The sequence below is a fragment of the Pseudoalteromonas sp. S3431 genome (assembly GCF_000690035.1).
Taxonomy (GTDB): domain Bacteria; phylum Pseudomonadota; class Gammaproteobacteria; order Enterobacterales; family Alteromonadaceae; genus Pseudoalteromonas; species Pseudoalteromonas fuliginea.
The window spans coordinates 46,151-68,375 of the sequence record NZ_JJNY01000045.1; the positions used below are offsets into that span (position 1 = coordinate 46,151).

The 22,225-nt window shown below is 40.0% G+C and carries 19 protein-coding genes; 13 read left to right on the forward strand and 6 right to left on the reverse strand.

What is annotated here, in order from left to right; genetic code table 11:
* The first annotated feature begins 25 nt into the window (after positions 1-25).
* The 11 genes from pyrH to lpxA all read left to right on the forward strand — a co-directional run bounded on the left by pyrH (position 26) and on the right by lpxA (position 11,009).
* Positions 26-775, forward strand: a complete 750-nt coding sequence (pyrH, locus tag DO88_RS07760; RefSeq protein WP_008133874.1) for a UMP kinase — start codon at positions 26-28, stop codon at positions 773-775.
* 49 nt (positions 776-824) lie between these two features.
* Complete coding sequence (gene frr / locus DO88_RS07755) at positions 825-1,346, forward strand: ribosome recycling factor (RefSeq protein WP_370587472.1); 522 nt, start codon at positions 825-827, stop codon at positions 1,344-1,346.
* Positions 1,347-1,404: 58 nt separating this feature from the next.
* Positions 1,405-2,184, forward strand: coding sequence for an isoprenyl transferase (locus DO88_RS07750; protein ID WP_007376814.1), 780 nt, complete (start codon positions 1,405-1,407; stop codon positions 2,182-2,184).
* Positions 2,185-2,204: 20 nt separating this feature from the next.
* Positions 2,205-3,071, forward strand: coding sequence for a phosphatidate cytidylyltransferase (locus DO88_RS07745; protein WP_007376813.1), 867 nt, complete (start codon positions 2,205-2,207; stop codon positions 3,069-3,071).
* Positions 3,068-4,273 carry a 1-deoxy-D-xylulose-5-phosphate reductoisomerase gene (ispC, locus tag DO88_RS07740; RefSeq protein WP_007376812.1) on the forward strand — a complete coding sequence of 402 codons (1,206 nt, stop codon included), beginning with the start codon at positions 3,068-3,070 and terminating at the stop codon, positions 4,271-4,273. Before DO88_RS07745 ends, ispC begins: the two co-directional genes overlap by 4 nt.
* A gap of 1 nt (position 4,274) precedes the next feature.
* On the forward strand, positions 4,275-5,627 hold the full coding sequence (rseP, locus tag DO88_RS07735) for a sigma E protease regulator RseP (RefSeq protein ID WP_033039699.1): 1,353 nt from the start codon (positions 4,275-4,277) through the stop codon (positions 5,625-5,627).
* A gap of 97 nt (positions 5,628-5,724) precedes the next feature.
* Positions 5,725-8,196, forward strand: coding sequence for an outer membrane protein assembly factor BamA (gene bamA / locus DO88_RS07730; protein ID WP_033028556.1), 2,472 nt, complete (start codon positions 5,725-5,727; stop codon positions 8,194-8,196).
* An 11-nt stretch (positions 8,197-8,207) separates the two neighbouring features.
* The gene (locus DO88_RS07725; protein WP_007376809.1) at positions 8,208-8,726 is read left to right on the forward strand and encodes an OmpH family outer membrane protein; all 519 of its coding nucleotides are present in this window, start codon (positions 8,208-8,210) and stop codon (positions 8,724-8,726) included.
* Between the two features lie 7 nt (positions 8,727-8,733).
* On the forward strand, positions 8,734-9,756 hold the full coding sequence (gene lpxD / locus DO88_RS07720) for a UDP-3-O-(3-hydroxymyristoyl)glucosamine N-acyltransferase (RefSeq protein WP_008133880.1): 1,023 nt from the start codon (positions 8,734-8,736) through the stop codon (positions 9,754-9,756).
* A 27-nt stretch (positions 9,757-9,783) separates the two neighbouring features.
* Positions 9,784-10,236: a 3-hydroxyacyl-ACP dehydratase FabZ gene (gene fabZ, locus DO88_RS07715; protein ID WP_007376807.1), complete on the forward strand. Its 453-nt coding sequence runs from the start codon at positions 9,784-9,786 to the stop codon at positions 10,234-10,236.
* A 2-nt stretch (positions 10,237-10,238) separates the two neighbouring features.
* The gene (gene lpxA / locus DO88_RS07710; protein ID WP_033028555.1) at positions 10,239-11,009 is read left to right on the forward strand and encodes an acyl-ACP--UDP-N-acetylglucosamine O-acyltransferase; all 771 of its coding nucleotides are present in this window, start codon (positions 10,239-10,241) and stop codon (positions 11,007-11,009) included.
* Positions 11,010-11,071: 62 nt separating this feature from the next.
* Here lpxA and DO88_RS07705 read toward each other — a convergent pair whose 3' ends face one another.
* The 6 genes from DO88_RS07705 to DO88_RS07680 all read right to left on the reverse strand — a co-directional run bounded on the left by DO88_RS07705 (position 11,072) and on the right by DO88_RS07680 (position 20,174).
* The gene (locus tag DO88_RS07705; RefSeq protein ID WP_033028554.1) at positions 11,072-13,048 is read right to left on the reverse strand and encodes a pectate lyase family protein; all 1,977 of its coding nucleotides are present in this window, start codon (positions 13,046-13,048) and stop codon (positions 11,072-11,074) included.
* A 708-nt stretch (positions 13,049-13,756) separates the two neighbouring features.
* The gene (gene cydC, locus DO88_RS07700; protein WP_033039700.1) at positions 13,757-15,502 is read right to left on the reverse strand and encodes a thiol reductant ABC exporter subunit CydC; all 1,746 of its coding nucleotides are present in this window, start codon (positions 15,500-15,502) and stop codon (positions 13,757-13,759) included.
* Positions 15,495-17,288, reverse strand: a complete 1,794-nt coding sequence (cydD, locus tag DO88_RS07695) for a thiol reductant ABC exporter subunit CydD (RefSeq protein ID WP_033039702.1) — start codon at positions 17,286-17,288, stop codon at positions 15,495-15,497. Before cydD ends, cydC begins: the two co-directional genes overlap by 8 nt.
* Positions 17,278-17,442 carry a cytochrome bd-I oxidase subunit CydX gene (gene cydX, locus DO88_RS07690; RefSeq protein WP_002958303.1) on the reverse strand — a complete coding sequence of 55 codons (165 nt, stop codon included), beginning with the start codon at positions 17,440-17,442 and terminating at the stop codon, positions 17,278-17,280. The genes cydD and cydX overlap by 11 nt, the downstream gene beginning before the upstream one ends.
* 12 nt (positions 17,443-17,454) lie before the next feature.
* On the reverse strand, positions 17,455-18,594 hold the full coding sequence (cydB, locus tag DO88_RS07685) for a cytochrome d ubiquinol oxidase subunit II (protein WP_033039704.1): 1,140 nt from the start codon (positions 18,592-18,594) through the stop codon (positions 17,455-17,457).
* Positions 18,591-20,174, reverse strand: a complete 1,584-nt coding sequence (locus DO88_RS07680; protein WP_002958301.1) for a cytochrome ubiquinol oxidase subunit I — start codon at positions 20,172-20,174, stop codon at positions 18,591-18,593. Before DO88_RS07680 ends, cydB begins: the two co-directional genes overlap by 4 nt.
* A 301-nt stretch (positions 20,175-20,475) precedes the next feature.
* On the opposite strand from DO88_RS07680, the gene lpxB reads away from it, so the two are divergent.
* Together lpxB and rnhB are read left to right on the forward strand one after the other, a co-directional pair.
* Complete coding sequence (gene lpxB / locus DO88_RS07675; RefSeq protein WP_033039707.1) at positions 20,476-21,633, forward strand: lipid-A-disaccharide synthase; 1,158 nt, start codon at positions 20,476-20,478, stop codon at positions 21,631-21,633.
* The gene (gene rnhB / locus DO88_RS07670; RefSeq protein WP_033039709.1) at positions 21,623-22,225 is read left to right on the forward strand and encodes a ribonuclease HII; all 603 of its coding nucleotides are present in this window, start codon (positions 21,623-21,625) and stop codon (positions 22,223-22,225) included. Before lpxB ends, rnhB begins: the two co-directional genes overlap by 11 nt.

Here is a 22,225-nt window from a genome sequence, read left to right on the forward strand (position 1 = left end):
TTCAATAAAAGTTGGCCCCAATACTATGACTATCAATCGTAAACCTATTTTTAGACGTGTTCTTCTCAAATTAAGTGGTGAAGCTTTAATGGGAGACGAAGGCTTCGGCATCGATCCTAAAGTTTTAGACCGTATGGCACAAGAAATTAAAGAGCTAGTAGAGCTCGACGTAGAAGTGGGTTTAGTTATTGGTGGAGGTAACTTTTTACGCGGTGGATCGCTTGCAGAAGCAGGTATGAATCGCGTTGTTGGTGACCATATGGGTATGCTTGCAACAGTTATGAATGGCCTTGCAATGCGTGACGCGCTGCATCGTGCATTTGTAAATTGTCGTTTAATGTCGGCTATCCCATTAAATGGTGTGTGTGATGCATATAACTGGGCTGAAGCAATTAGCTTATTAAAAACGGGCCGCGTTGTTATTTTTGCAGCGGGTACGGGTAATCCATTCTTCACGACTGATTCTGCAGCGTGTTTACGCGGTATCGAAATTGAAGCGGATACTGTAATTAAAGCAACGAAAGTGGATGGCGTGTACAGTGATGACCCTGTAAAAAACCCAGAAGCGACGCTTTATCGCCACTTAAGCTACAATGAAATCATCGATAAAGAATTAAAAGTTATGGATTTAGCGGCATTTACTCTAGCCCGCGATCACAATATGCCGTTGAGCGTATTTAACATGAATAAATCAGGCGCGCTAAAACGCGTAATTATGGGTGAAGAAGAAGGAACACTTATTTCTTCACAAGCCTCAGATGAAATAATCAAATAATTAGGATTAAACCGTGATTAACGATATTCAAAAAGACGCGCAAGCGCGCATGCAAAAAAGTGTAACTGCACTAGGTAGCCAATTATCTAAAATTCGTACTGGCCGTGCACATCCAGCTATCTTAGATGGCATTATGGTGTCGTACTATGGCGCACCAACGCCTTTAAACCAAGTTGCTAACGTGACAATTGAAGATTCTCGTACACTTGCTATTGGTGTATTTGATAAGTCTTTGGCGCAAGCTGTTGAAAAAGCGATTATGGCGTCTGACTTAGGCTTAAACCCTATGTCAGCAGGTACTGTTATTCGTGTACCACTTCCTCCACTTACAGAAGAGCGTCGTAAAGACTTAATCAAAATTGTACGCGCTGAAGTTGAAGGCGGTCGTGTTGCTATTCGTAATATTCGTCGCGATGCTAATGGCGATGTGAAAGCGTTATTAAAAGATAAAGACATATCAGAAGATGAAGCGCGTCAATCAGATGATGCGATTCAAAAACTTACTGATAAGTTTATTAAAGAAATGGATACGCTATTAGCTGCCAAAGAAACTGAATTGATGGAAATCTAGGCAACTAAAATTATTAGTTTTGAAACGCCGTCTGGGGTATACTAGGCGGCGTTTTTTTATGGAATATTCAATATTTATGGTTCTAGACGCTGACACAATTTCACAGCAATGTTTACCTAAACATGTTGCCATCATAATGGATGGTAATGGACGTTGGGCGCAAGCTAGAAATAGACCTCGTGTATACGGGCATAAAAAAGGCGTGGATGCCGTTCGTCAGTCTGTTCAGTTTTGCACTAAGTTAGGGATACAATCGTTAACTTTATTTGCTTTTAGCAGTGAAAACTGGCGCCGACCTGAGGATGAAGTGAATACGTTAATGGAGCTTTTTTTGTTTGTTTTAACAAAAGAAGTTAAAAAGCTTCACAAAAACAATGTAAAACTGACCATTATTGGAGACTTATCACGATTCTCGGAGAGCTTGCGTAGTAAAGTATATTCCGCACAAGCGTTGACTGAGAATAACACCGGGCTGCACTTAAATGTTGCAGCTAATTATGGTGGTCGTTGGGATATGGCTAATGCAGCTAAGCAACTTGCGTTGCAAGTAGAAAAAGGCACACTTAACGCCGAAGATATTACCGAAGAGCGTTTAGCGCAGCATATGAGCATGGCAGATCAGGCAGAACCTGATTTACTTATTCGCACTGGTGGCGATGTTCGTATTAGTAACTTTTTATTATGGCAAGCCGCTTACGCAGAACTTTACTTTACCGACACACTTTGGCCTGATTTTAATGAAGCAGCATTTGCTGAGGCCATTGCGTGTTACGTTGCCAGAGAGCGACGTTTTGGTTGTACGGGCGAACAAATAAAACAATTACTCGCTCAAACCTAAATAGAATAAGGGTCACAATTTTGTTAAAACAACGCATTTTAACCTCGCTCGTGCTAGCGCCTTTAGCATTAGCATTGGTTTTTTATACACCGCTTACTTTATTTAGTTATTTTGCAGGTGCAATAGTATTATTAGGTGCATGGGAATGGTCTGCATTTATGGGCCTGTGTGACAAACTCAAAAGAAGTGCTTTTGTGCTTTTAGTTGCGGCTTTACTCGCAGTGCTCAACTTACATTGGCCAATTGAAGCTTTATGGCAAAATGGTAAATTAGTGGGTGATGCAAATTATTTATTTACACTTGCATTTGCTTGGTGGATTGTTGCCAGTTATTTAGTATGGCGTTATCCCGCTATGGCGAAAGCTTGGAATGAAGGCCTTGTGATGCGAGGCATCGCTGGTTTACTAACGCTTGTGCCATTGTGGCTTGCACTTAATACCTTACGCAGTGCGCAGTATGCTGAATCGGCTCATTTTGGTTCTATGCTGATTTTAGTCGTTTTAGGTATTGTGTGGAGCGCTGATGTGGGTGCCTACTTTACCGGGAAAAGTTTTGGTAAGCATAAATTGATGCCTAAAGTGAGCCCAAATAAAACAATTGAAGGGCTCGCCGGTGGTGTCGTTGCTGCTGTTATTTTTGTCTTAATATTTTGTCATTTCACCGATGTTGATTTAGTTGTTTGGCCTGTATACGCCATTATGACCGCTTTGATTGCGTTGTTTTCTGCTGTAGGTGACTTACTCGAAAGCATGTTTAAACGCGAAGCTGGCTTAAAAGACAGTGGTAATTGTTTACCTGGTCACGGTGGGATTTTAGATAGAATTGATAGCTTAACCGCTGCGGCTCCAATGTTTGTTATGTGTTATGCATGGACGCTGAGTTTATGAGCCCAAAGCAACAACTGGTTATTTTAGGTGCAACAGGGTCTATTGGCTTAAGCACATTAGATGTTGTATCGCTAAATAAAGAACTATTTGATGTTTTTGCTTTAACCGCCGGACAAAATGCAAAAAAAATGGCTGCGTTATGCATAGAGCATGAACCTGTATATGCAGTTATGGCTTCGCAAACGGCTGCTGAGCAGTTGTCATCGTATTTAACTAATACTCAGTGTAAAACTAAAGTAAGGCATGGCGAGCAAGCTATGAGTGACGTGTGTGCTTATCCTAATGTTGATGTTGTTATGTCGGCAATTGTAGGTGCAGCTGGTTTATTGCCAACATTAAGTGCAGTAGAAGCAGGTAAAAAAGTACTGCTTGCCAATAAAGAATCACTTGTGATGTCTGGCCAGTTGTTTATTGACAAAGTTAAACAACATAAAGCAACTTTACTACCAATTGATAGCGAACATAATGCTATTTTTCAATGTCTACCTTCTTCGTTACAAAATGCCAAAGGCGATCAAAATTTACAGCAACATGGCGTAAGTAAAATTTTACTTACCGGTTCTGGTGGCCCATTTTTAACCCGTGATATAAATACGTTAAAAGATGTCACTGTTAGCGAAGCAGTCGCTCACCCTAATTGGTCTATGGGTCAAAAAATATCAGTAGATTCGGCCACTATGATGAACAAAGGCTTGGAGTTTATCGAAGCCAAGTGGTTATTCAATTGTGACACCAGTGATATTGATGTAGTTATTCATCCGCAAAGCATTATTCATTCAATGGTGCAGTACCACGACGGTTCTATTTTAGCGCAAATGGGTAACCCTGATATGCGCACTCCTATTGCCCATGCACTTGCATATCCTGAGCGAATTAATGCGGGTGTAAAGCCTCTCAATTTCTCTGATATTACAGACTTTTCATTTACCAAGCCTGATTACGCCCGTTATCCTAATTTACAACTTGCGGTTGATGCATGTAGTGCAGGGCAAGGTGCTACAACGACAGTAAATGCAGCGAATGAAATAACAGTAAACGCGTTCTTAAATGGTAAAATTGGTTTTACCGATATATACAAAATAAATGCACAAACACTTGAAGCTGCAACGTACACCAATGTGCAAAGCTTAGATGAAATTTTAGAGTGCGATAAATTAGCGCGGATTAGCGCTTTGCAATTTATAACAAAAGTGGCGCATTAATATGTTTGATTTTTTTTGGAACCTAGGCTCATTTATTTTAGCGCTTGGTATTTTAGTGGCCATACATGAGTACGGCCATTTTTGGGTTGCGCGCAAAATGGGCGTTAAAGTGCTGCGTTTTTCAATTGGTTTTGGTAAACCACTTATAAAATGGCACGATAAATATAATACTGAATACGTAATTGCAGCAATACCACTAGGCGGTTATGTAAAAATGCTTGATGAGCGCGTTGATGAAGTACCACAAAACCAACGTCACTTATCGTTTAATGCTAAATCGGTTCAAGCGCGTATTGCTATTGTTGCAGCGGGTCCTATGGCAAACTTTTTGTTTGCTATTTTTGCACTTGCTGCCATGTATATGGTGGGTGTGCAATCGGTTAAGCCAGTTGTTGGCAGCGTTACTGAAGGGAGTCGAGCGGAGCAGGCGGGCATAATGCCAAGCCAGCATATTATTAAAATTGGCGATGACGATATAACAACGTGGCAAGATGCTACATTTGCACTAATGTCGAGCTTAGGTGAGGAAAGCGTTGAGGTTACGGTTCGTGATAAAAATCTACAACCACGTATTAAAACGCTTAATTTAGATGGTTGGAAACTTGATCAGCAAGATGTTCCGCCACTGAGTTCGTTAGGTATTGTTCCATTTAGACCTCAGGCAACACTGACTATTGCCGCTGTGACTGAAAATTCAGCAGCAAAACAAGCAGATTTGAAGGTTAATGACACTATTTTGGCTGTAAATGGCGAAACAATAAGCAGTTGGCAGCAATTAGTTAATCTTATTACGCAATCGGCTAACAAATCTTTACAATTTAGTGTAAAAAGACAAGATAGTATAAAAAGCATTACAGTAACCCCGCAAAGCCGCCTTGATAATAGCGGTATTGAACAGGGCTTTTTGGGCGTAGCACCGGTTGTTCAACAATGGCCAGAAGGGTATGTAGAGACTAGACAATACGGCCCTCTTGACAGCATTGTCCGAGGAACAAAAGAAACATGGCGCTTGATTACTCTTAGCTTTGACATGATAGGTAATTTAATTACAGGCCAAGTTTCTGTTAAAAATTTAAGTGGTCCCGTGGGCATTGCAGTCGGTGCTGGAACTAGCGTAAGCTATGGCTTAGTTGCATTTTTAAGCTTCTTAGCCTTGATTAGCGTTAACTTGGGTGTATTTAATTTATTACCCTTGCCAGTGCTTGATGGTGGACACTTAATGTATTACATAATTGAACTTTTTCGTAAAAAGCCAGTCTCTGAAAAGACACAAGAGTTTGGTTTTAAAGTGGGAGCCTTGCTACTCATTTTTCTAACATGTTTCGCTTTGTTCAATGATGTATCACGTTTGTAGCTACAGCGTGACAATTACTAATTAGAACACGATTGTAAAGCATCATTAATTTTAGGTGCTAAGCGGTAATACAGTTGTATAGGATAAAGATAATAAAATGGCTATAAAAAAACATTTGGCAGTTTCAAGTTTATTGGGTGCAAGCTTTGCAGCACTGGGCCAAACTTCCTTTATTGTTGAAGATCTTAAAGTTGAAGGCTTACAGCGCGTAGCACTGGGTGCTGCATTAACGCATATTCCTATCAATGTGGGCGATAATGTTGACGACTATACGATTTCAAAAACAATAAAGTCACTTTACCGCTCTGGTCACTTTGACAACATAAAAGCACTTCGTGATGGCAATAATGTTATTTTTAAAGTAACAGAACGTCCTACGATTAGCTTTATTGAGTTTGAAGGCAATAAAGATATAAAAGACGAGCAACTTAATGAGTCGCTTGAACAACAAGATATTCGCCAAGGTGAACCGCTTGATAAAACTGTTATCGATAATATCGAAAAAGGGTTAGTTGAGTTCTTCCACAGTATTGGTAAATACAACGCTAAAGTTGATATTAGTGTAACTAAATTACCACGTAACCGCGTTAAGCTTAAATTAGAGTTTGATGAAGGTGATGCCGCCTCCATCCGCCAAATAAACTTGGTTGGTAACGAACTTTTTTCTAATGAAGACTTATTAAAGCTTGCCGAGTCACAACAAGATTTACCGTGGTGGCAATTTATGGGCAGCGACCGTTACCAAAAGCAAACGGTTGAAGGCGATTTAGAAAAAATTCGCAGCTTTTATTTAGACCGTGGTTACCTACGATTTAATATCGATTCAACACAAGTGTCAGTAAGTCCTGAACGTGAGTCAGTATATGTTACAGCCAACTTAACTGAAGGCGTAAAATACAAAGTTAAGGGTTTTGATTTTATTGGTGACTTACTTGGCCGCGAAGACTTAATAAAAAGTGTTATTCCACTTCGTGCAGGCGAGTTATATAACGGTTCAGTAGTAACGTCTTCTGAAGAGTTTATTAAAAGTTACTTAGCACGTTTTGGCTACGCAAATGCTGAAGTACGTACTATTCCAGAGATTGACGACGAAAAGCAAGAAGTGCAATTAACGTTGTCGGTTAATCCGGGTAAACGTGTTTATGTGCGTCGTATTATTGTTGGTGGTAACCAAAATACGGCTGATGAAGTATTGCGCCGCGAAATGACACAACTTGAAGGTGCTTGGTTATCTAATCAGAACCTAGAGCGTTCAAAACTACAAATTCAACGTTTGGCCTACATGGAAAAAGTTGATTTTAATGTAGTGCCAGTCCCTGGTGTGGATGACCAAGTAGATGTTGATTTTACAGTAAAAGAGCAATCAGCCGGTAGCTTTAATGCCGGTCTGGCATATGGTTCTTACCAAGGCTTACAATTTAATATTGGTGTGACAGAATCTAACTTTTTAGGTACTGGTAACCAAATTGGATTCAATATTAATACCTCTAAGGGTTCTGAACGTGTAAGTTTATCGTACACTGACCCTTACTTTACGCCTGATGGTGTATCACAAGGTAGTAGTATTTTTTACAGTAACTATGATGCGAGTGCCTTTAGTCTTATTGACTACAAATCGAAAAGTTACGGTATCGGTACAAATATAGGTTTCCCAATTGATGCGATTAATCGTATTAACTTTGGTGTGCGCTGGATCAAAGAAGAGCTATCGGATATTGCTGAGTATGAGCAAACACGCGTATTGCGTGAAACATTCTTAGATCCGGAAAACCCAGATGCTGGTTTCGATTTTAATAAATATGAGCTAAGTGTAGGTTGGTCGCGCGTTACTGTTAACCGTGGTTTATTTCCAACAGCGGGCTCACGTCAAACACTTAACCTAACTGCGACAACGCCAAATTCTGATCTTCAGTACTTTAAACTGAATTACGATTCACGTTTTTATTGGCCTATATCAAATGACCACCGTTGGGTATTTTCAACGCGTGCAGCGCTTGGTTATGGTAACGGTTACGGTTCAACAAATGGTTATGATCAAACATTACCATTTCAAGAATACTTTCGTATAACTGAAATGGAACTTCGTGGCTTTGACCGTAATACAATATTACCACGTGCTGTATCGCGTATACCGCAGTCTATTCCGGGTACACCGGGCACAGACGGTGCTACAACAGGCACAATAGGCGGTGCGTCTGAGTTTGATGTATTAATCCCTCAAGGTCGAATTGGTGGTAATGCTAAAGCGGTAGCTGGAATGGAACTAATTGTTCCTACGCCATTCTTAGATGAAGAAAATACCAGTTCTGTCCGTACGAGTTTCTTTGTTGATGCGGCAAACGTTTGGGATACTGAATTTAATGTAGATCGCTTTCAAAACTTAGGTGTTGATGAGCGTGCCAAATTAGATGATTATTCAGATCCGCTGCGTTTTAGGATTTCAACCGGTTTATCATTACAGTGGATCTCTCCAATGGGTCCTATGCTGATAAGTTTTGCGTATCCATTGCAAAAAGAAGAAGATGACGATACGAAAACCATCAGTTTTAATATTAGTAACACTTTTTAAAGGAGCTTTTTATGAAAAAATTATTTAAATCAACAGCAGTAGCTGTTTTAGCAACACTTATTATGGGAACTTCTGCGAGTGCACTTGCACATAAAGTCGGTATCGTAGATATGCAGGAAATTTATAAACAAATTCCTCAAATGGCAAAAATCGAACAGTCTTTACAAACAGAGTTTGCTGAGCGCCGTCAAGAACTTGAAAAGTTACAAGGTGATATTCGCTTTGAGGCTGAAAAGTTTAAGCGTGAAAGCACAACGATGAGCCAAGTTCAAAAAGATGCACTACGTGACAAAATTCAAGGTATGCAAAAAAACCTTGCGGAACAAGGTCGTCCTTTAGAGCAAGAAATTAAAGCACGCCAAAACCAAGAACTTGCTAAAGTTCAGGGTGTTATTATTAAAACAATTGAAGAAATTGCTAAAGATGGCGACTTTGATGAAGTTAAAGTAAAAGACACGACAATTTACTTTAACCCTAAAGAAGTTACCGATCTTTCATCTAAAGTTGTAGCCGCTGTTAGTAAGAAATAATCACTCCATGCAAAATTATACGCTTTCGCAAATTGCGGAACTTCTAGGCGCCGAACTTCAGGGTGATGGCGCTTTAGAAATAAAAAAAATAGCGACACTTGCAAATGCCCATTCTGGGCATATTGCATTTTTAGCGAACTCAAAATATCGATCGCAACTTGAGACGACTCAAGCTAGTGCTGTAATAGTAAGCCAAGCCGATGCACAGTACTTTAATGGCAGTAAAATTATTGTTGCTAATCCGTATGTAAGTTACGCTAAATTAGCGCAATTTATGGATACCACTCCACGCTCAGCCTCGACGGGTATTCATCCAAGTGCCACTGTCCATTCAACAGCGATCGTTAGTGACAGCGCGGCTATTGGTGCTAACGCAGTCATTGAAGCTGGTGCAGTGATAGGTGACAATGCGCAAATTGGTCCGAACAGTTTTATCGGGGAACGTGTTAAAATTGGTTCTGGCACTAAGCTTTGGCCTAGTGTGACTATTTATCACGATGTCGAAATTGGTACAGATTGTTTGTTTCAAGCAAATAGTGTTATAGGTAGCGATGGGTTTGGTTATGCGAACGAACGCGGGCAGTGGGTTAAAATACCCCAGCTAGGTTCTGTGATCATAGGTGACAAAGTTGAAGTGGGTGCTAGCACAACAATTGATCGTGGCGCACTGGACAACACCATCATCCATAGCAATGTTATTATCGATAATCAATGTCAAATAGCGCACAACGTTGAAGTTAATTCAGGCACCGCAATTGCGGGCTGCACTGTACTTGCTGGAAGCGTTACCATTGGCAAAAACTGTCAAATTGGTGGCATGGTTGCAATTAATGGTCACATGTCTGTATGTGATGGTGTTATAATTACCGGCATGAGTATGGTGACAAAATCAATCACCGAACCAGGTATTTACTCATCTGGTATGCCCCATACAACAAACAAAGAATGGCGTAAATCAATAGCTCACTTGCGTAACCTTTCAGATATGAAATCTCGTCTTAAAGCGCTTGAAGCATTGGCTAAGTCATAAACGTTGAACACTAATAAGGATGCTATTTTGGCAAACGAATTAAATAGCCTTGATATTCAAGAAATTTTAGCTTTATTACCGCACCGTTATCCGATGCTATTAATAGATCGTGTTATTGACTTTACTCCTGGTAAATCTTTACATGCTATTAAAAATGTTTCTATAAACGAACCTATTTTTACTGGGCACTTTCCAAATCAGCCTATTTTTCCAGGTGTGTTAATTTTAGAAGCAATGGCTCAGGCAACGGGCTTACTTGGTTTTAAAACGGTTGAAAATCGTAGCGAAAACGAGCTTTACTTGTTTGCAGCAGTCGATAATGCGCGTTTTAAGCAACCGGTAATTCCTGGTGATACAATGCATCTTCATGTTGAGTTCTTAAAGGAACGTCGCAACATTTGGAAATTTTCGGCAGAAGCAAGAGTCGACGGCAAAATAGTATGTAGTGCCGAAATTATGTGTGCTAGAAGAGAGTTTTAATAGTGATCCATTCTACAGCAATAATCGAACCTGGCGCTAAACTAGGCAACAATGTCTCAGTTGGTCCGTATAGTTATATTGGCAATGATGTTGTTATCGGTGATAACTGTATTATTGAGTCTCACGTTGTTGTTAAAGGGCCATCAACTATTGGCGCTGGCAATCATATTTTTCAATTTGCGTCTGTAGGCGAAGCCTGCCAAGACAAAAAATACAACAACGAGCCAACCACATTAATCATGGGTGATAACAACGTTATCCGTGAATGTGCCACTATTCACCGTGGTACGATTCAAGACCAAGGCGTTACTAAAATTGGTAGTAATAATTTGTTTATGGCTTATACACACGTTGCACATGACGCGGTAATTGGCGATAACGTAATTTTTGCTAACAATGCAAGTGTGGCTGGTCATGTACATGTAGGCGATTGGGTTATCTTAGGTGGTAATTCGGGAGTTCATCAGTTTTGTAAAATCGGCGCACATGCATTTATTGGCATGTATTCTGGTGTTAACAAAGATGTACCACCATTTGTTACTACCATTGGTATGCCAGCAGGCCCTGCAGCTATCAATAAAGAAGGCATGAAACGCCGTGGTTTTGAAAGTGACGAAATTATGGCTGTACGCCGTGCATATAAAGCATTTTATCGTAAGAGCCTAGGTGTTGAAGAAGCTATTGAGTCGCTTAGTGAAGATGCTGCAAAGTATCCTGCAGTGCAGTTGATGATCGACTTTGTTAAAGGTTCTGAGCGCGGTATTGTAAGATAACGGCTTCTTAATTAAAAAAACCACCTTAGAGAAATCGAAGGTGGTTTTTTATTATTTAAAGTTTACTGTCGCGTTAGTTCAAACATTTGATTTTCAGATCCAGCGCTGCAAGTCCATTGCAATAGATTTGCCCCGTCATTTGCTTTATTTCCCTCAACATCAAAACAAAGTTCACTATTACGATTTATTATCCGCCATTTTCCTGTACCAGCGGCTTGGAATCTAAATTGTTGATTATAACTACCGGTATATGTGTACAGAGCAATGTTTGCACCATTAACCGTTGAATTAGCGGCTACATCAAGGCCCTTTGATGGAGCATTAACTGGTGAAATTCTATGCCAAATACCATCGACCGTTGATATATTGAATTTTTGACAATCGTTATTTAACCATGACCATTGCGATATGTTAGCACCATTGCTATTTGCACAATTAGCTACATCAAGTGATTTAGCACTGTGCTTAGGTGTAACCCTGTATACGCCATTAACTAGGGTATTAGTGACTGAACTACCTGAGTCGTTATAGCCATTGTAAACCTCAAATTCAGCAACTCTCGGTGTTGAGTTTGAAGAGTTAATAACAAAACTGACTTTTGACAAATTTACACTCGAAAAGGTGATTACATTAGGTACAGCCCCGCCATTAGCGAGCGTTGTGCCTGTATCGTAATTAACCAGCGACCATGAAGTAATATTTCCTTGAGCACCTGACGCTTCAATAATCTTTACAGCATTAATTGTCGTATTTAAGTTTTTAATATTTATTGTGCCAGTAGATGAATTTGGCGACCAGTAAGTGGATGTATCTCCATCTTTAACATTACCATAACTTGTACCGCTGGCTTTAGAGCTGCCATCTACACCTGCAGCCAAAGCAAGATTTTCCCCTGAAGGAGTCGGCTCAGGTGGATTTGTTGGATCAGTAGGCTCAGTTGGATCTGTGGGCTCAGTTGTACCACATTCACCATTGGACTCTTTTAAGCCCTTATTTGCACCTGCGGTTGCTGCAATAATTGCAGGAACACACTGAGTATTATCCAGTTGATAGTTATAAGGTATGCTAATAGAAGTAGTTGATGAAGGATTTGGGCCTGCTGGGTGAAGCTTACTTTCATCTTCAGACCAATCAATATTGTCCCAGATATTACCGCTTACTTGCCAATATCCCATATCGTTAGTGTAAAAAGTACCTAGTGGGTCTTTAGAGTCTTGAAAGTAGTTATTTTCTGCACGTATTTTACCACCTATGCGTGGATTCATCCCAGATGACTGTATGCCACTATAGTAGTTATTATAAGCATGGGCTGTTGCATGTCTGAGTAAGGGTGTTCGTGAATTTATATTTTGATAGTAGTTATGATGGAATGTTACAGGGCCATTAGCATCATCGCTGTCGCTCGAGCCAACCAAACCACCTCGACCTGAATTACGCAAAATGCTATAAGATAAAGTTACGTATTTTGTATTATTTTTCATATCAAAAAGTGCATCATAGCCACTGCTTTCACCACCACTTGCTTCAAGTGTTACATGGTCAACCCATACATTTCGAACATTAGATTCCATACCAATTGCATCACCTCCGTTTGAGATTGGTGAGCCTGATTTTTTTACATTTCGTACATGAACATTTTGAATAATAATGTTTGACGAAGAACGAATATGGATACCGAGTTGGTCAAATAAAGCACCACTGCCAACACCAATAATAGAAACGTTACTAATTTCTTTTAGTTCAATTAAGTCAGGACCAGTGTTACAGCTATCACCAGATACCTTGCTTGTATTACCATGATTAATTGTGCCTTCAACTTGAATGATAATTGGTGTATCACTCGATGCACGATTACATAAAGCTTGGTGTATTTGGGTTCCTGTTGTTGCATATACTACATCACCACCGGCACCACCTGTTGTATTACCGTTTGTTGAAGCATATCCAGATGCATTTGCAGCTAGGGCACTGCCGCCATAAATCGCGGCTAATATTGCAGTTGTGTGTAAAGAGTATTTTAAAATATTAGTTTTTTTCATTTTAACTCCAATTAAAATGGTTTTCAGTGTAAAAACTTTTGTATTTAAGACTGCAGTGATCATTAACAAGTTTTATTCTTGAACTACAAATGCCACCGGTGGCATATTCACTTTAAATAATAATAATAACAATAAGTAAAAAGGATTAGATGGAGCGATCTTTTTTGCAATAATTGATTTACAATAAAATAACATATAAATATCATGCATTTAAGAAAGTGTGTATATTTGTAATCACAGTATTTTTTTTGTAATCGATTAAGAAATACTTCATTTTGGGCCTGTTTATCTTTCGAGGCTGAACTTGAAGCAGTAAGCTTGGTGTTTAGACAAGACAGGGCCTATGTAGTGTGGTTATTCTCCATAAATAGGCGATAACGTAGAATAAATGCCAAACATGCGCTGCCCGTACGGTTTTGCCCAGGAGCAATTTAATTTGTTAAATTGCTCAAAAATTTATGCAGGTTGGTTTAAGCAGTACTGTTTAACTGAAAAAACTAAAAATGGAATTGTTACTTAATCTGAACTCTGGTTAAGAAGTTTACTAACGTATTGAGTCATGGTGATATTTAAATTTATTATCCAGAGTTCAGGTTACTTAGTGAAATTGCCTTTTATTTTCTGATGTTAAAATAGTGCAGATGTAGGGATTTATTCAACCTGAACCCTGGTTAAAGGATTTATTTTCCAAAGTTCAGGTGACTTTAACTAAAACCGAGTAGTGAGTGCCACATAGTTGGGATAAGTGCCACTGAGCTCTTTATGAGAGCCTTGCGCAACTACTTTGCCGCCTTCTAACCATACAACATTATCCATTTGAGCAAGTAGAGCGGGGTCGTGCGTAATTGTGAGCACGCTGGCGTTATTCATAACATGCATTATTGCTTGCATTACCCCTTGCTTAGATTGATTATCAAGACCTTCTGTTGGTTCATCAAGAACTAAAATAGCAGGGTTTTTAAGTAATGCTTGGGCAATGGCTATACGCCTAGATTGACCTTGCGAAACGTTACGCCCGCCAGTGCCTAATCGTGTTTTTAAACCTTCTTTTAGCTCATTAAACCATGGGCTCAATTGAGCTAATGCGAGCGCTTCAATCATTTGCTCTTTGGTTGCATTTGGCGCGGCATAACGTAAGTTTTCACTTAATGTGCCATCAAAAATATGGTGCTGCTGGGCGAGTATATTTATAACATTTGCGCGTATATCATTATTTAGCGAATGTAAGTCAACAACGCTATTTTGATTGTTTAGCGTTATGCTGCCTTGTTGCAAAGGCCATAAACCAGTAAGTAAATTTACAAGCGTCGTTTTACCGCTGCCGCTTCTACCTACAATCGCTACTTTTTGCTGAGGCATTAGTTCAAAACTGATATTAGTTAGCGCTGTTTGTTCACCATATTGGTAGCTAATATTGTTAAGTAGCAATGTGTGATTTTGCGCGCTAAAGTTTTCATCAATGTCTATATGTTTACTTTCAATTTGCGAACTAGCTGCTTTATCTTCAAGTGTAAACAATCGCTCTGCTGCTTTTAAAACACTTGGAAGCTCTATAAACGCGTTGGGTAGTAGTAATACGCTTTCAAAGCTTGCCAGTACAAATAAACTTAACATAGCAAGTTCTACATTTACCATACTGCTTGCGTAAACCAGCGGCACAATGGTTACTATGCTAGCAAGCATGGCTAATTGAACAACCAACAAGCTTAATCCATCTGAGTTTGCCAGTGCTTTGTGGCGAATAAATAATTGCTGATTGTACTGCTCGCTTAATTCGTCGCACTTATTAAGTTGCTGCGAACGGGCTTGATAAATACTAAGCTCTCTAAGGCCTGTAAGTGTATCTGAAAGCTCAGAGCGAAGTTGTGCACTCAGTTGTGTTTCTTTGTGGCTGTTTTTAGTGAGCTTTGCGCTGAGTAGGGCAGGTATAACCACACCAATAAGTATAATGCCAGTAAAGCAAATAAGGGCGACGTTGCCATTATAGGCCGACATAAACAGCATGATGATTGGCACACTTAAAAGAGCGACCAGCATAGGAAGTAAAACGTTTAAATAAAATTTGTCGAGTGCGTCTACGTCGTTTTGTAATCGGTTAACTAAATCAGCGCTGCGGCTCATTGCTAGATCAACATTGTTAAGCTTGCTTAACGTTGCAAATACATTAGTACGTATTTCACTTAGTAATAAAAACGTGGCGTTATGAGTAACTAGTCGTTCGCCATAGCGCGATGCTGTTCGCACAATTGCTAAAAAACGAATCGTGCCGGCAGGAGTAAAATAATTCATTTGTACGCCCGCAATACCAGCAGCGGCCATTGATGCTAAAAACCAGCCAGATATAGCCAACAGGCCCACATTAGCTAATACCGTAATCGTTGCTAAAAATGTACCCAATAGCATAGCTTTGTAATGAGGAGCACAAAGCTTTAATAAGCGAATAAAATTACGCATGCGCCACCCCTTGTTCAGCCGTTTTTAGTAAGTCAGCAAATGCACCATTTTGCGCTGCAAGTGTTTCAAAGTGACCTTGCTCAGCTATTTTTCCATCGTGCATCACAATGATATTGCTGGCATGTTTAACCGTATTTAATCTATGGGCAATAACTAACACTAAGTTGTTTTTAGCATATTCATTAATAGCATCTTGAATAAGCAGCTCTGTTTGGCTATCAAGGTGCGCTGTGGGCTCATCAAGCACTAAGACTGGTGCTTGTTTTATGAATGCACGAGCCAGTGCAATACGTTGCTTTTGACCGCCAGAAAGCCCTTCGCCTTGCTCACCTATCAGCGTGTTAAAACCACCGGGTAGGGTATTAATAAATTCAAGCACACCAGCTTGCTTTGCCGCGTGTTCAAGCTCTTGCTGTGTGGCAGTGGGTTTGGCCAATTTAATGTTGGCAGCAATGGTGTCGTAAAATAGCGTCGCTTTTTGTGGTATCCATGCAATATTATTTTGCAAGTAAGTAATATCGGTTGTACTTAAACTCTGATCATTAATAGATAGGTTGTTAATCACTTCAGGGTGAAACCCTAATAGACAATCAAACAACGTACTTTTACCTGAGCCACTACTGCCCACAACGGCAATTAAGCCTTTATTTGGCAGTGTTAAATTTATATTTTTAATGCCTTCGTTACTATCTGGGTATATAAAATTAAGATCGGTAATACTTATTGAGTTAATTGTATTTAAAGTTAAATTGTTTTCAGGCGTGCTTGTAGTTACTGGCGCATTTACGTCACTTGGCAGTGGTGCATTTAAAATTGCAACCATATCGGCCGCCGCACTAATACCTTGTAAACGTGCATGGTAATGGCTACCAAGCTGGCGCAGTGGTAAATAAAATTCAGGCGCTAAAAGTAGCACCACAAAGCCAGTGGCAAAATCAAGAGTGCCAAAAAATAGTCTAAAACCAATAATTACGGCAACGAGTGCCACGCTAATGGTGGCTAAAAACTCAAGTGCAAATGATGATAAAAACGCGATTTTTAAAACATCGAGTGTCGCGTGTCTAAAGTCGTCTGAAATTTTAGCTATTTGCTTAAGTTCGGTACGTGTTGCATTAAATAGCTTGAGTTGAGTTAAACCTTGTACGCGGTCAAAAAAGTAATTGCCCAGTACAGCAAGTTGCTTCCAGCGTTTTTGGTTTAAAGCCTCGGCTTTAGAGCCTACTAAAATCATGAAAAAAGGAATGAGCGGGGCGGTTAATAAAAATATCAGCCCAGCTTTATAATCTGTCGGAAAAATAACAACCAATATTGCCAGCGGAATAAGTGCGCTGTAAGCAACACCTGGCAAGTATTTAGCATAATAGTCGTGAAGTGCTTCAACGCCATTATGCAGGGTGTTTAATGTAGCGCCTTGGCCGTGTTGTTCTATATAACTAGGCCCAAGTAAGCTGAGCTTATGGAGAAGTGTTTGGCGCATAGCCGATTTTATTTTAAGCGCAGCAAATGCACTTAAGCGCTCACTTAACGCTAAAAACACCGCGCGCAATAAAATAATACCTGCTAAGGGCCATAATAAATGAGTGACCTGGGCTAAGTTATCACCTTCAAACATTACATTATGAATAGCTTGAGCCAGTAAATAAGCACCTGCAATCATCAGTAATGCGTTAAAAGTACCCAGTGCAATGCTTAACTTTAACCACACTGCAGCGGGTTTACTTTGACGCTTTAAAAAAGCGCGCAGTGATTGCTGCTGCGCGCGATCTGGTCGGGGGTTAGTCGTCATCTTTTGTGTTGTTAGCATCATTTAATAAATCGTGCATGGCTTGTTCATCATCAGCAATGCTGTTTTTATTTTGATGAAATTCGTACCACATTACATTTATTACACCTAAGGTACAGGCCAAAAGTACACCTAAAATCCAAGCGAAATACCACATTGTTTAGTCTCCTTAGTAGCTACCATGAGTGTTGTTTTCAATTTCTTCTACCGTTACTCTGCGCCACATTTTTACGTAACACCAAGTGGTGTAGGACAAAATTAGTGGTACAAAAATACACACTGCAACAAACATTATATTGAGCGTTTTATGGCTCGATACCGCATCCCAAATTGTTAAGCTAATATTAGGGTTATTACTTGATGGCATAATAAATGGGAACAGAGAAACACCGGCCGTCATAATCACGCCAATTAACATTAAGCTTGTTGAAATAAGTCCAAGTGCTGGTTTATCCAATTTAGAAAACAATAGCGCACTTAGTGCCATTACAAACGCTAAAATAGGAAAGGTCATAGTCCACGGACGGGTGCTGTAATTGCTAAGCCACGCGCCTTGGGCTGTTGTTACTACTTTAGCTAATGGATCTGCATGGCTTTGTGTATCAGCCATAGATACAACTTGGTAACCCGTTAAGTTAGCCACCCAAAAACCAGCTGCAGCAAATAACACGATAAACACAATAAGAGAATAGCGACCATATTGACCCGAACGCTCTGCGACCACACTTGCTGTACGAAGTTGTAACCACATACCCGCATGCGCAACTAACATGGTAATACTCACTAAACCTGCAAGTAATCCAAATGGGTTAAGCAAGCCAAAAAATGATCCTTGGTAGCTAACACGCATAAGGTTATCAATATTAAACGGTACGCCTAAAAATAAATTACCAAACGCAACACCAAATACTAATGCTGGAATTGCGCTGCCTGCAAGCAAGCCCCAATCCCAGTTATTGCGCCAGCGTTTTGAGTCAACTTTACTGCGGTAATCAAATCCAAGTGGTCTAAAAAACAAAGCAAAGAGTACTAGCATCATGGCAAAGTAAAAGCCCGAAAATGCAGCAGCATAAACCATAGGCCACGCCGCAAATAACGCGCCGCCTGCAGTTATAAACCATACTTGGTTACCATCCCAATGCGGGCCAATTGTGTTTATTACTGTGCGGCGCTCTGAATCTGTTTTACCAACGAGGCGAAGCAACATAGCAACGCCCATATCCATACCATCGGTAATAGCAAAACCAATAAGCAGTACACCAATGATCAACCACCAAAGCATTTTTAATGTTTCATAATCAAAAATCATGATTGCTCTCCTTCAGTTTTATCAGCTTTGTTTGGTAATTCAAAATGATACTTACCAGTATGTAGCGAGCTTGGCCCTTGCTTAACAAAGCGGATCATCAGCCAGCCTTCCACAATGGCTAAACCAGTATAGAAAACAATAAACCCAGTTAAGCTAATTAAAATATCGTTTACTGTTAGTGACGACGTGGCTAAAAAGGTCGGCAGTATTTCAGATATAGCCCAAGGTTGACGACCATACTCGGCAACAATCCAGCCAAACTCAATCGCTATCCAAGGTAGTGGAATACTCAATACGGCAGCCCATAACAACCAGCGTTTTTGCTCAATAACGCGGTGTGCGTTGTAGTAAAATGCCAATATAAATACACCTAGCATGGCCACACCACAGGCAACCATAATCCTAAATGACCAAAACATAGGGCCTACTTTAGGAAAAGAGTCTTTAACAGCTTTTTGAATTTGTTCTTCAGTAGCATCTACAACATCTGGTGTGTAGCGCTTAAGTAGCAAGCCATAACCTAAATCATCTTTTAGAGTATTAAATTTGGCAATATTATCTGGCGTATCTTCACCGTTTCTGAGTTTTGTAAGGTATTCATAAGCAATCATACCGTTGCGAATACGTACTTCATGTTGTTTTTCTAGGTCGTTAATACCCGTTACTTGCTCATCTAGTGAGCGCGTAGCAATTAACCCAAGTGCGTAAGGTATTTTAACCGCCGCATGTGTTACTTGCTCTTCTGAATCAGGAAAACCAAATGCGGTAAACGCAGCCGGAGCTTCTTCTGTGTGCCATTCGGCTTCAATTGTGGCAAGTTTCACTTTTTGGACTTCGCCTACTTCGTAGCCTGATTCGTCACCGAGTAAAATTACACATAAAATTGACGCTAAACCAAAGCCCGAAGCGACTGAAAAAGAGCGTTTAGCAAATGCTAAATCACGACCCTTCAATATGTACCAGCTACTAATACCAAGCACAAACATAGACGCTGCTACATAACCTGCCGATACAGTATGAATAAACTTAACTTGGGCTACAGGGTTAAACACAAGCTCTGCAAAACTGGTCATTTCCATGCGCATGGTTTGATAGTTAAATTCAGCGCCTACTGGGTTTTGCATCCAACCGTTGGCAATTAAAATCCACAGCGCCGACATGTTAGTACCAATGGCCATTAAAAAGGTCGCGCCTAAATGTTGGCGTTTAGAAAGCCTGTCCCAGCCTAAAAAGAACATACCCACAAAGGTCGATTCTAAAAAGAATGCCATTAAACCTTCAATAGCCAGGGGAGCCCCAAAAACATCACCTACATAATGGGAGTAATAAGACCAGTTAGTACCAAACTCAAATTCCATGGTAAGGCCTGTTGCCACACCAATAGCAAAGTTAATACCAAACAATTTTCCCCAAAACTTAGTCATATCACGATAAATTTCGCGACCGGTCATAACATAAACCGATTCCATAATAACTAAAATCCAGGTCATACCTATCGTTAACGGTACGAATAAGAAATGAAAGAGAGCGGTAACAGCAAACTGTAATCGCGATAGATCCACAAAGGTTTCATCTATCATTATTGGCTCCTTGAGAGTGACGGATTAACAGGGCAACATTTTATTGGCAAAGTTAAAATTTAATGAACTTTCAGTAATTACTGAAAGTTTGTAATAGTATTTACGTTTGTGCAATCTTTGTCAACATACATATTAGTAAAGCGTAATATATATTTCCTATGCTACATCAGTATTAAAAACAAACAACATAAAGCCTTAACTTAGGTAATAAAAAACCAGTTATTTAAAGCGTTTAACCAAACAGTAAAACACGGTAAACTAACAAGCATGAACGCCTGGTTTACTTGTGAAATAAAATCAAATGAATAAAGATAAAAAACAACTACGTATTGGTATTGTGGCAGGTGAACTGTCGGGCGATATTTTAGGTGAAGGCTTAATTAAAGCCCTTAAGAAACACTTTCCGGACGCTATTTTTGAAGGAATAGCAGGACCTAAAATGCAAGCGCAGGGCTGTAAAACACTTTACGACATGGATGAGCTTTCGGTAATGGGGCTTGTTGAGGTGCTAGGGCGTTTACCACGTTTGCTTAAAATACGTAAACAACTCGTGCAGCATTTTGTAGATAACCCACCTGATGTATTTATAGGTATAGATGCACCGGATTTTAACTTACGTGTAGAAAAGCCACTTAAAGATGCGGGTATTAAAACCGTACAGTATGTAAGTCCGTCTGTTTGGGCGTGGCGCGAAAAGCGCATTCATACAATAAGTGCAGCCACTAACTTAGTGTTAGCATTATTACCATTTGAAAAAGAGTTCTACGATAAGCACCAAGTCCCATGTACATTTGTGGGGCATACCTTGGCTGACGACATAGCACTTGAGCACGACGATACTAAAGCACGAGAAGAACTCGGCTTAAGCCTTGATGACAAAGTACTGGCGCTGCTACCTGGTAGTCGAGGCTCTGAAGTTGGTTTGCTAAGCGAGACTTACATTAAAACAGCCGCAGAGTTGCAAGCTAAAAACCCCAATCTTAAAATTGTGGTGCCGTTAGTTAACGAAAAACGCAAAGCGCAGTTTAGTGATATATTAAACGCTACCGCACCAAACCTTAATGTTAACCTGCTTGATGGGCAATCAAAATTAGCGATGCAAGCTGCTGATGCTATTTTATTAGCCTCGGGCACAGCAACACTTGAAGGTATGCTTTATAAAAAACCAATGGTTGTGGGCTATAAAATAAAGCCTTTGAGCTATTGGATTTTTAAAACTTTATTTACGTTTAATATTAAGTACTTTTCGCTGCCTAATTTATTAGCCGACGAAGAGCTAGTGCCTGAGTTTTTACAAACCGAGTGTAATGTGACTAACCTAACAAACGCACTTACCCCTATGCTCAACACAGATAACAAAGAGCTAAAAGCACGCTTTTTAGCTATTCACGAAAAAATCAGATTAAATGCCAGTGAACAAGCAGCCAATGCTGTGGCGGAGTTAATAAATGCAGATTGATAGACCCAATGTATCCTTAATTGCTGGTGTAGATGAAGTAGGGCGCGGCCCACTTGTTGGTGATGTAGTCACTGCCGCCGTTATTTTAGATCCCACTAAACCAATTGCAGGCTTAGCAGATTCTAAAAAGTTAACGGATAAAAAACGCCAAGCACTTGTAGTTGAAATAAAAGAAAAAGCATTGTGCTACGCGTATGGACGCTGCAGTCCAACAGAAATTGACGAGTTAAATATTCTACACGCAACGATGCTTGCCATGACTCGCGCAGTAGAGGCATTAAGCACACAACCTGAATTTGTATTTATAGATGGTAATCGATTGCCAAAACTCACTATGCCAGCACAAGCTGTTGTTAAAGGTGATAGCTTAGTGGCCGAAATTTCAGCGGCGTCTATTTTAGCTAAAGTAGCACGCGATGACGAAATGCTTGAACTTGATAAACGCCACCCAGAATATGGTTTTGCAGGGCACAAAGGGTATCCCACTAAAGCGCACTTTGCAGCACTTGAACAATACGGTGCAATTGACGAGCATCGTAAAAGCTTTAAACCTGTGCAGCGGGTTTTGGCGCAAGTCAATGGTGAGGGCTAA

Excerpts from the sequence above, each read along its gene's own strand:
- pyrH (WP_008133874.1), top strand. The coding sequence starts at position 26 with ATGACTATCAATCGTAAACCTATTTTTAGACGTGTTCTTCTCAAATTA.
- frr (WP_370587472.1), top strand. The coding sequence starts at position 825 with ATGCAAAAAAGTGTAACTGCACTAGGTAGCCAATTATCTAAAATTCGT.
- DO88_RS07750 (WP_007376814.1), top strand. The coding sequence starts at position 1,405 with ATGGAATATTCAATATTTATGGTTCTAGACGCTGACACAATTTCACAG.
- ispC (WP_007376812.1), top strand. The coding sequence starts at position 3,068 with ATGAGCCCAAAGCAACAACTGGTTATTTTAGGTGCAACAGGGTCTATT.
- rseP (WP_033039699.1), top strand. The coding sequence starts at position 4,275 with ATGTTTGATTTTTTTTGGAACCTAGGCTCATTTATTTTAGCGCTTGGT.
- bamA (WP_033028556.1), top strand. The coding sequence starts at position 5,725 with ATGGCTATAAAAAAACATTTGGCAGTTTCAAGTTTATTGGGTGCAAGC.
- DO88_RS07725 (WP_007376809.1), top strand. The coding sequence starts at position 8,208 with ATGAAAAAATTATTTAAATCAACAGCAGTAGCTGTTTTAGCAACACTT.
- lpxD (WP_008133880.1), top strand. The coding sequence starts at position 8,734 with ATGCAAAATTATACGCTTTCGCAAATTGCGGAACTTCTAGGCGCCGAA.
- DO88_RS07705 (WP_033028554.1), bottom strand. The coding sequence starts at position 13,048 with ATGAAAAAAACTAATATTTTAAAATACTCTTTACACACAACTGCAATA.
- cydC (WP_033039700.1), bottom strand. The coding sequence starts at position 15,502 with ATGCGTAATTTTATTCGCTTATTAAAGCTTTGTGCTCCTCATTACAAA.
- cydD (WP_033039702.1), bottom strand. The coding sequence starts at position 17,288 with ATGACGACTAACCCCCGACCAGATCGCGCGCAGCAGCAATCACTGCGC.
- cydX (WP_002958303.1), bottom strand. The coding sequence starts at position 17,442 with ATGTGGTATTTCGCTTGGATTTTAGGTGTACTTTTGGCCTGTACCTTA.
- cydB (WP_033039704.1), bottom strand. The coding sequence starts at position 18,594 with ATGATTTTTGATTATGAAACATTAAAAATGCTTTGGTGGTTGATCATT.
- DO88_RS07680 (WP_002958301.1), bottom strand. The coding sequence starts at position 20,174 with ATGATAGATGAAACCTTTGTGGATCTATCGCGATTACAGTTTGCTGTT.
- lpxB (WP_033039707.1), top strand. The coding sequence starts at position 20,476 with ATGAATAAAGATAAAAAACAACTACGTATTGGTATTGTGGCAGGTGAA.
- rnhB (WP_033039709.1), top strand. The coding sequence starts at position 21,623 with ATGCAGATTGATAGACCCAATGTATCCTTAATTGCTGGTGTAGATGAA.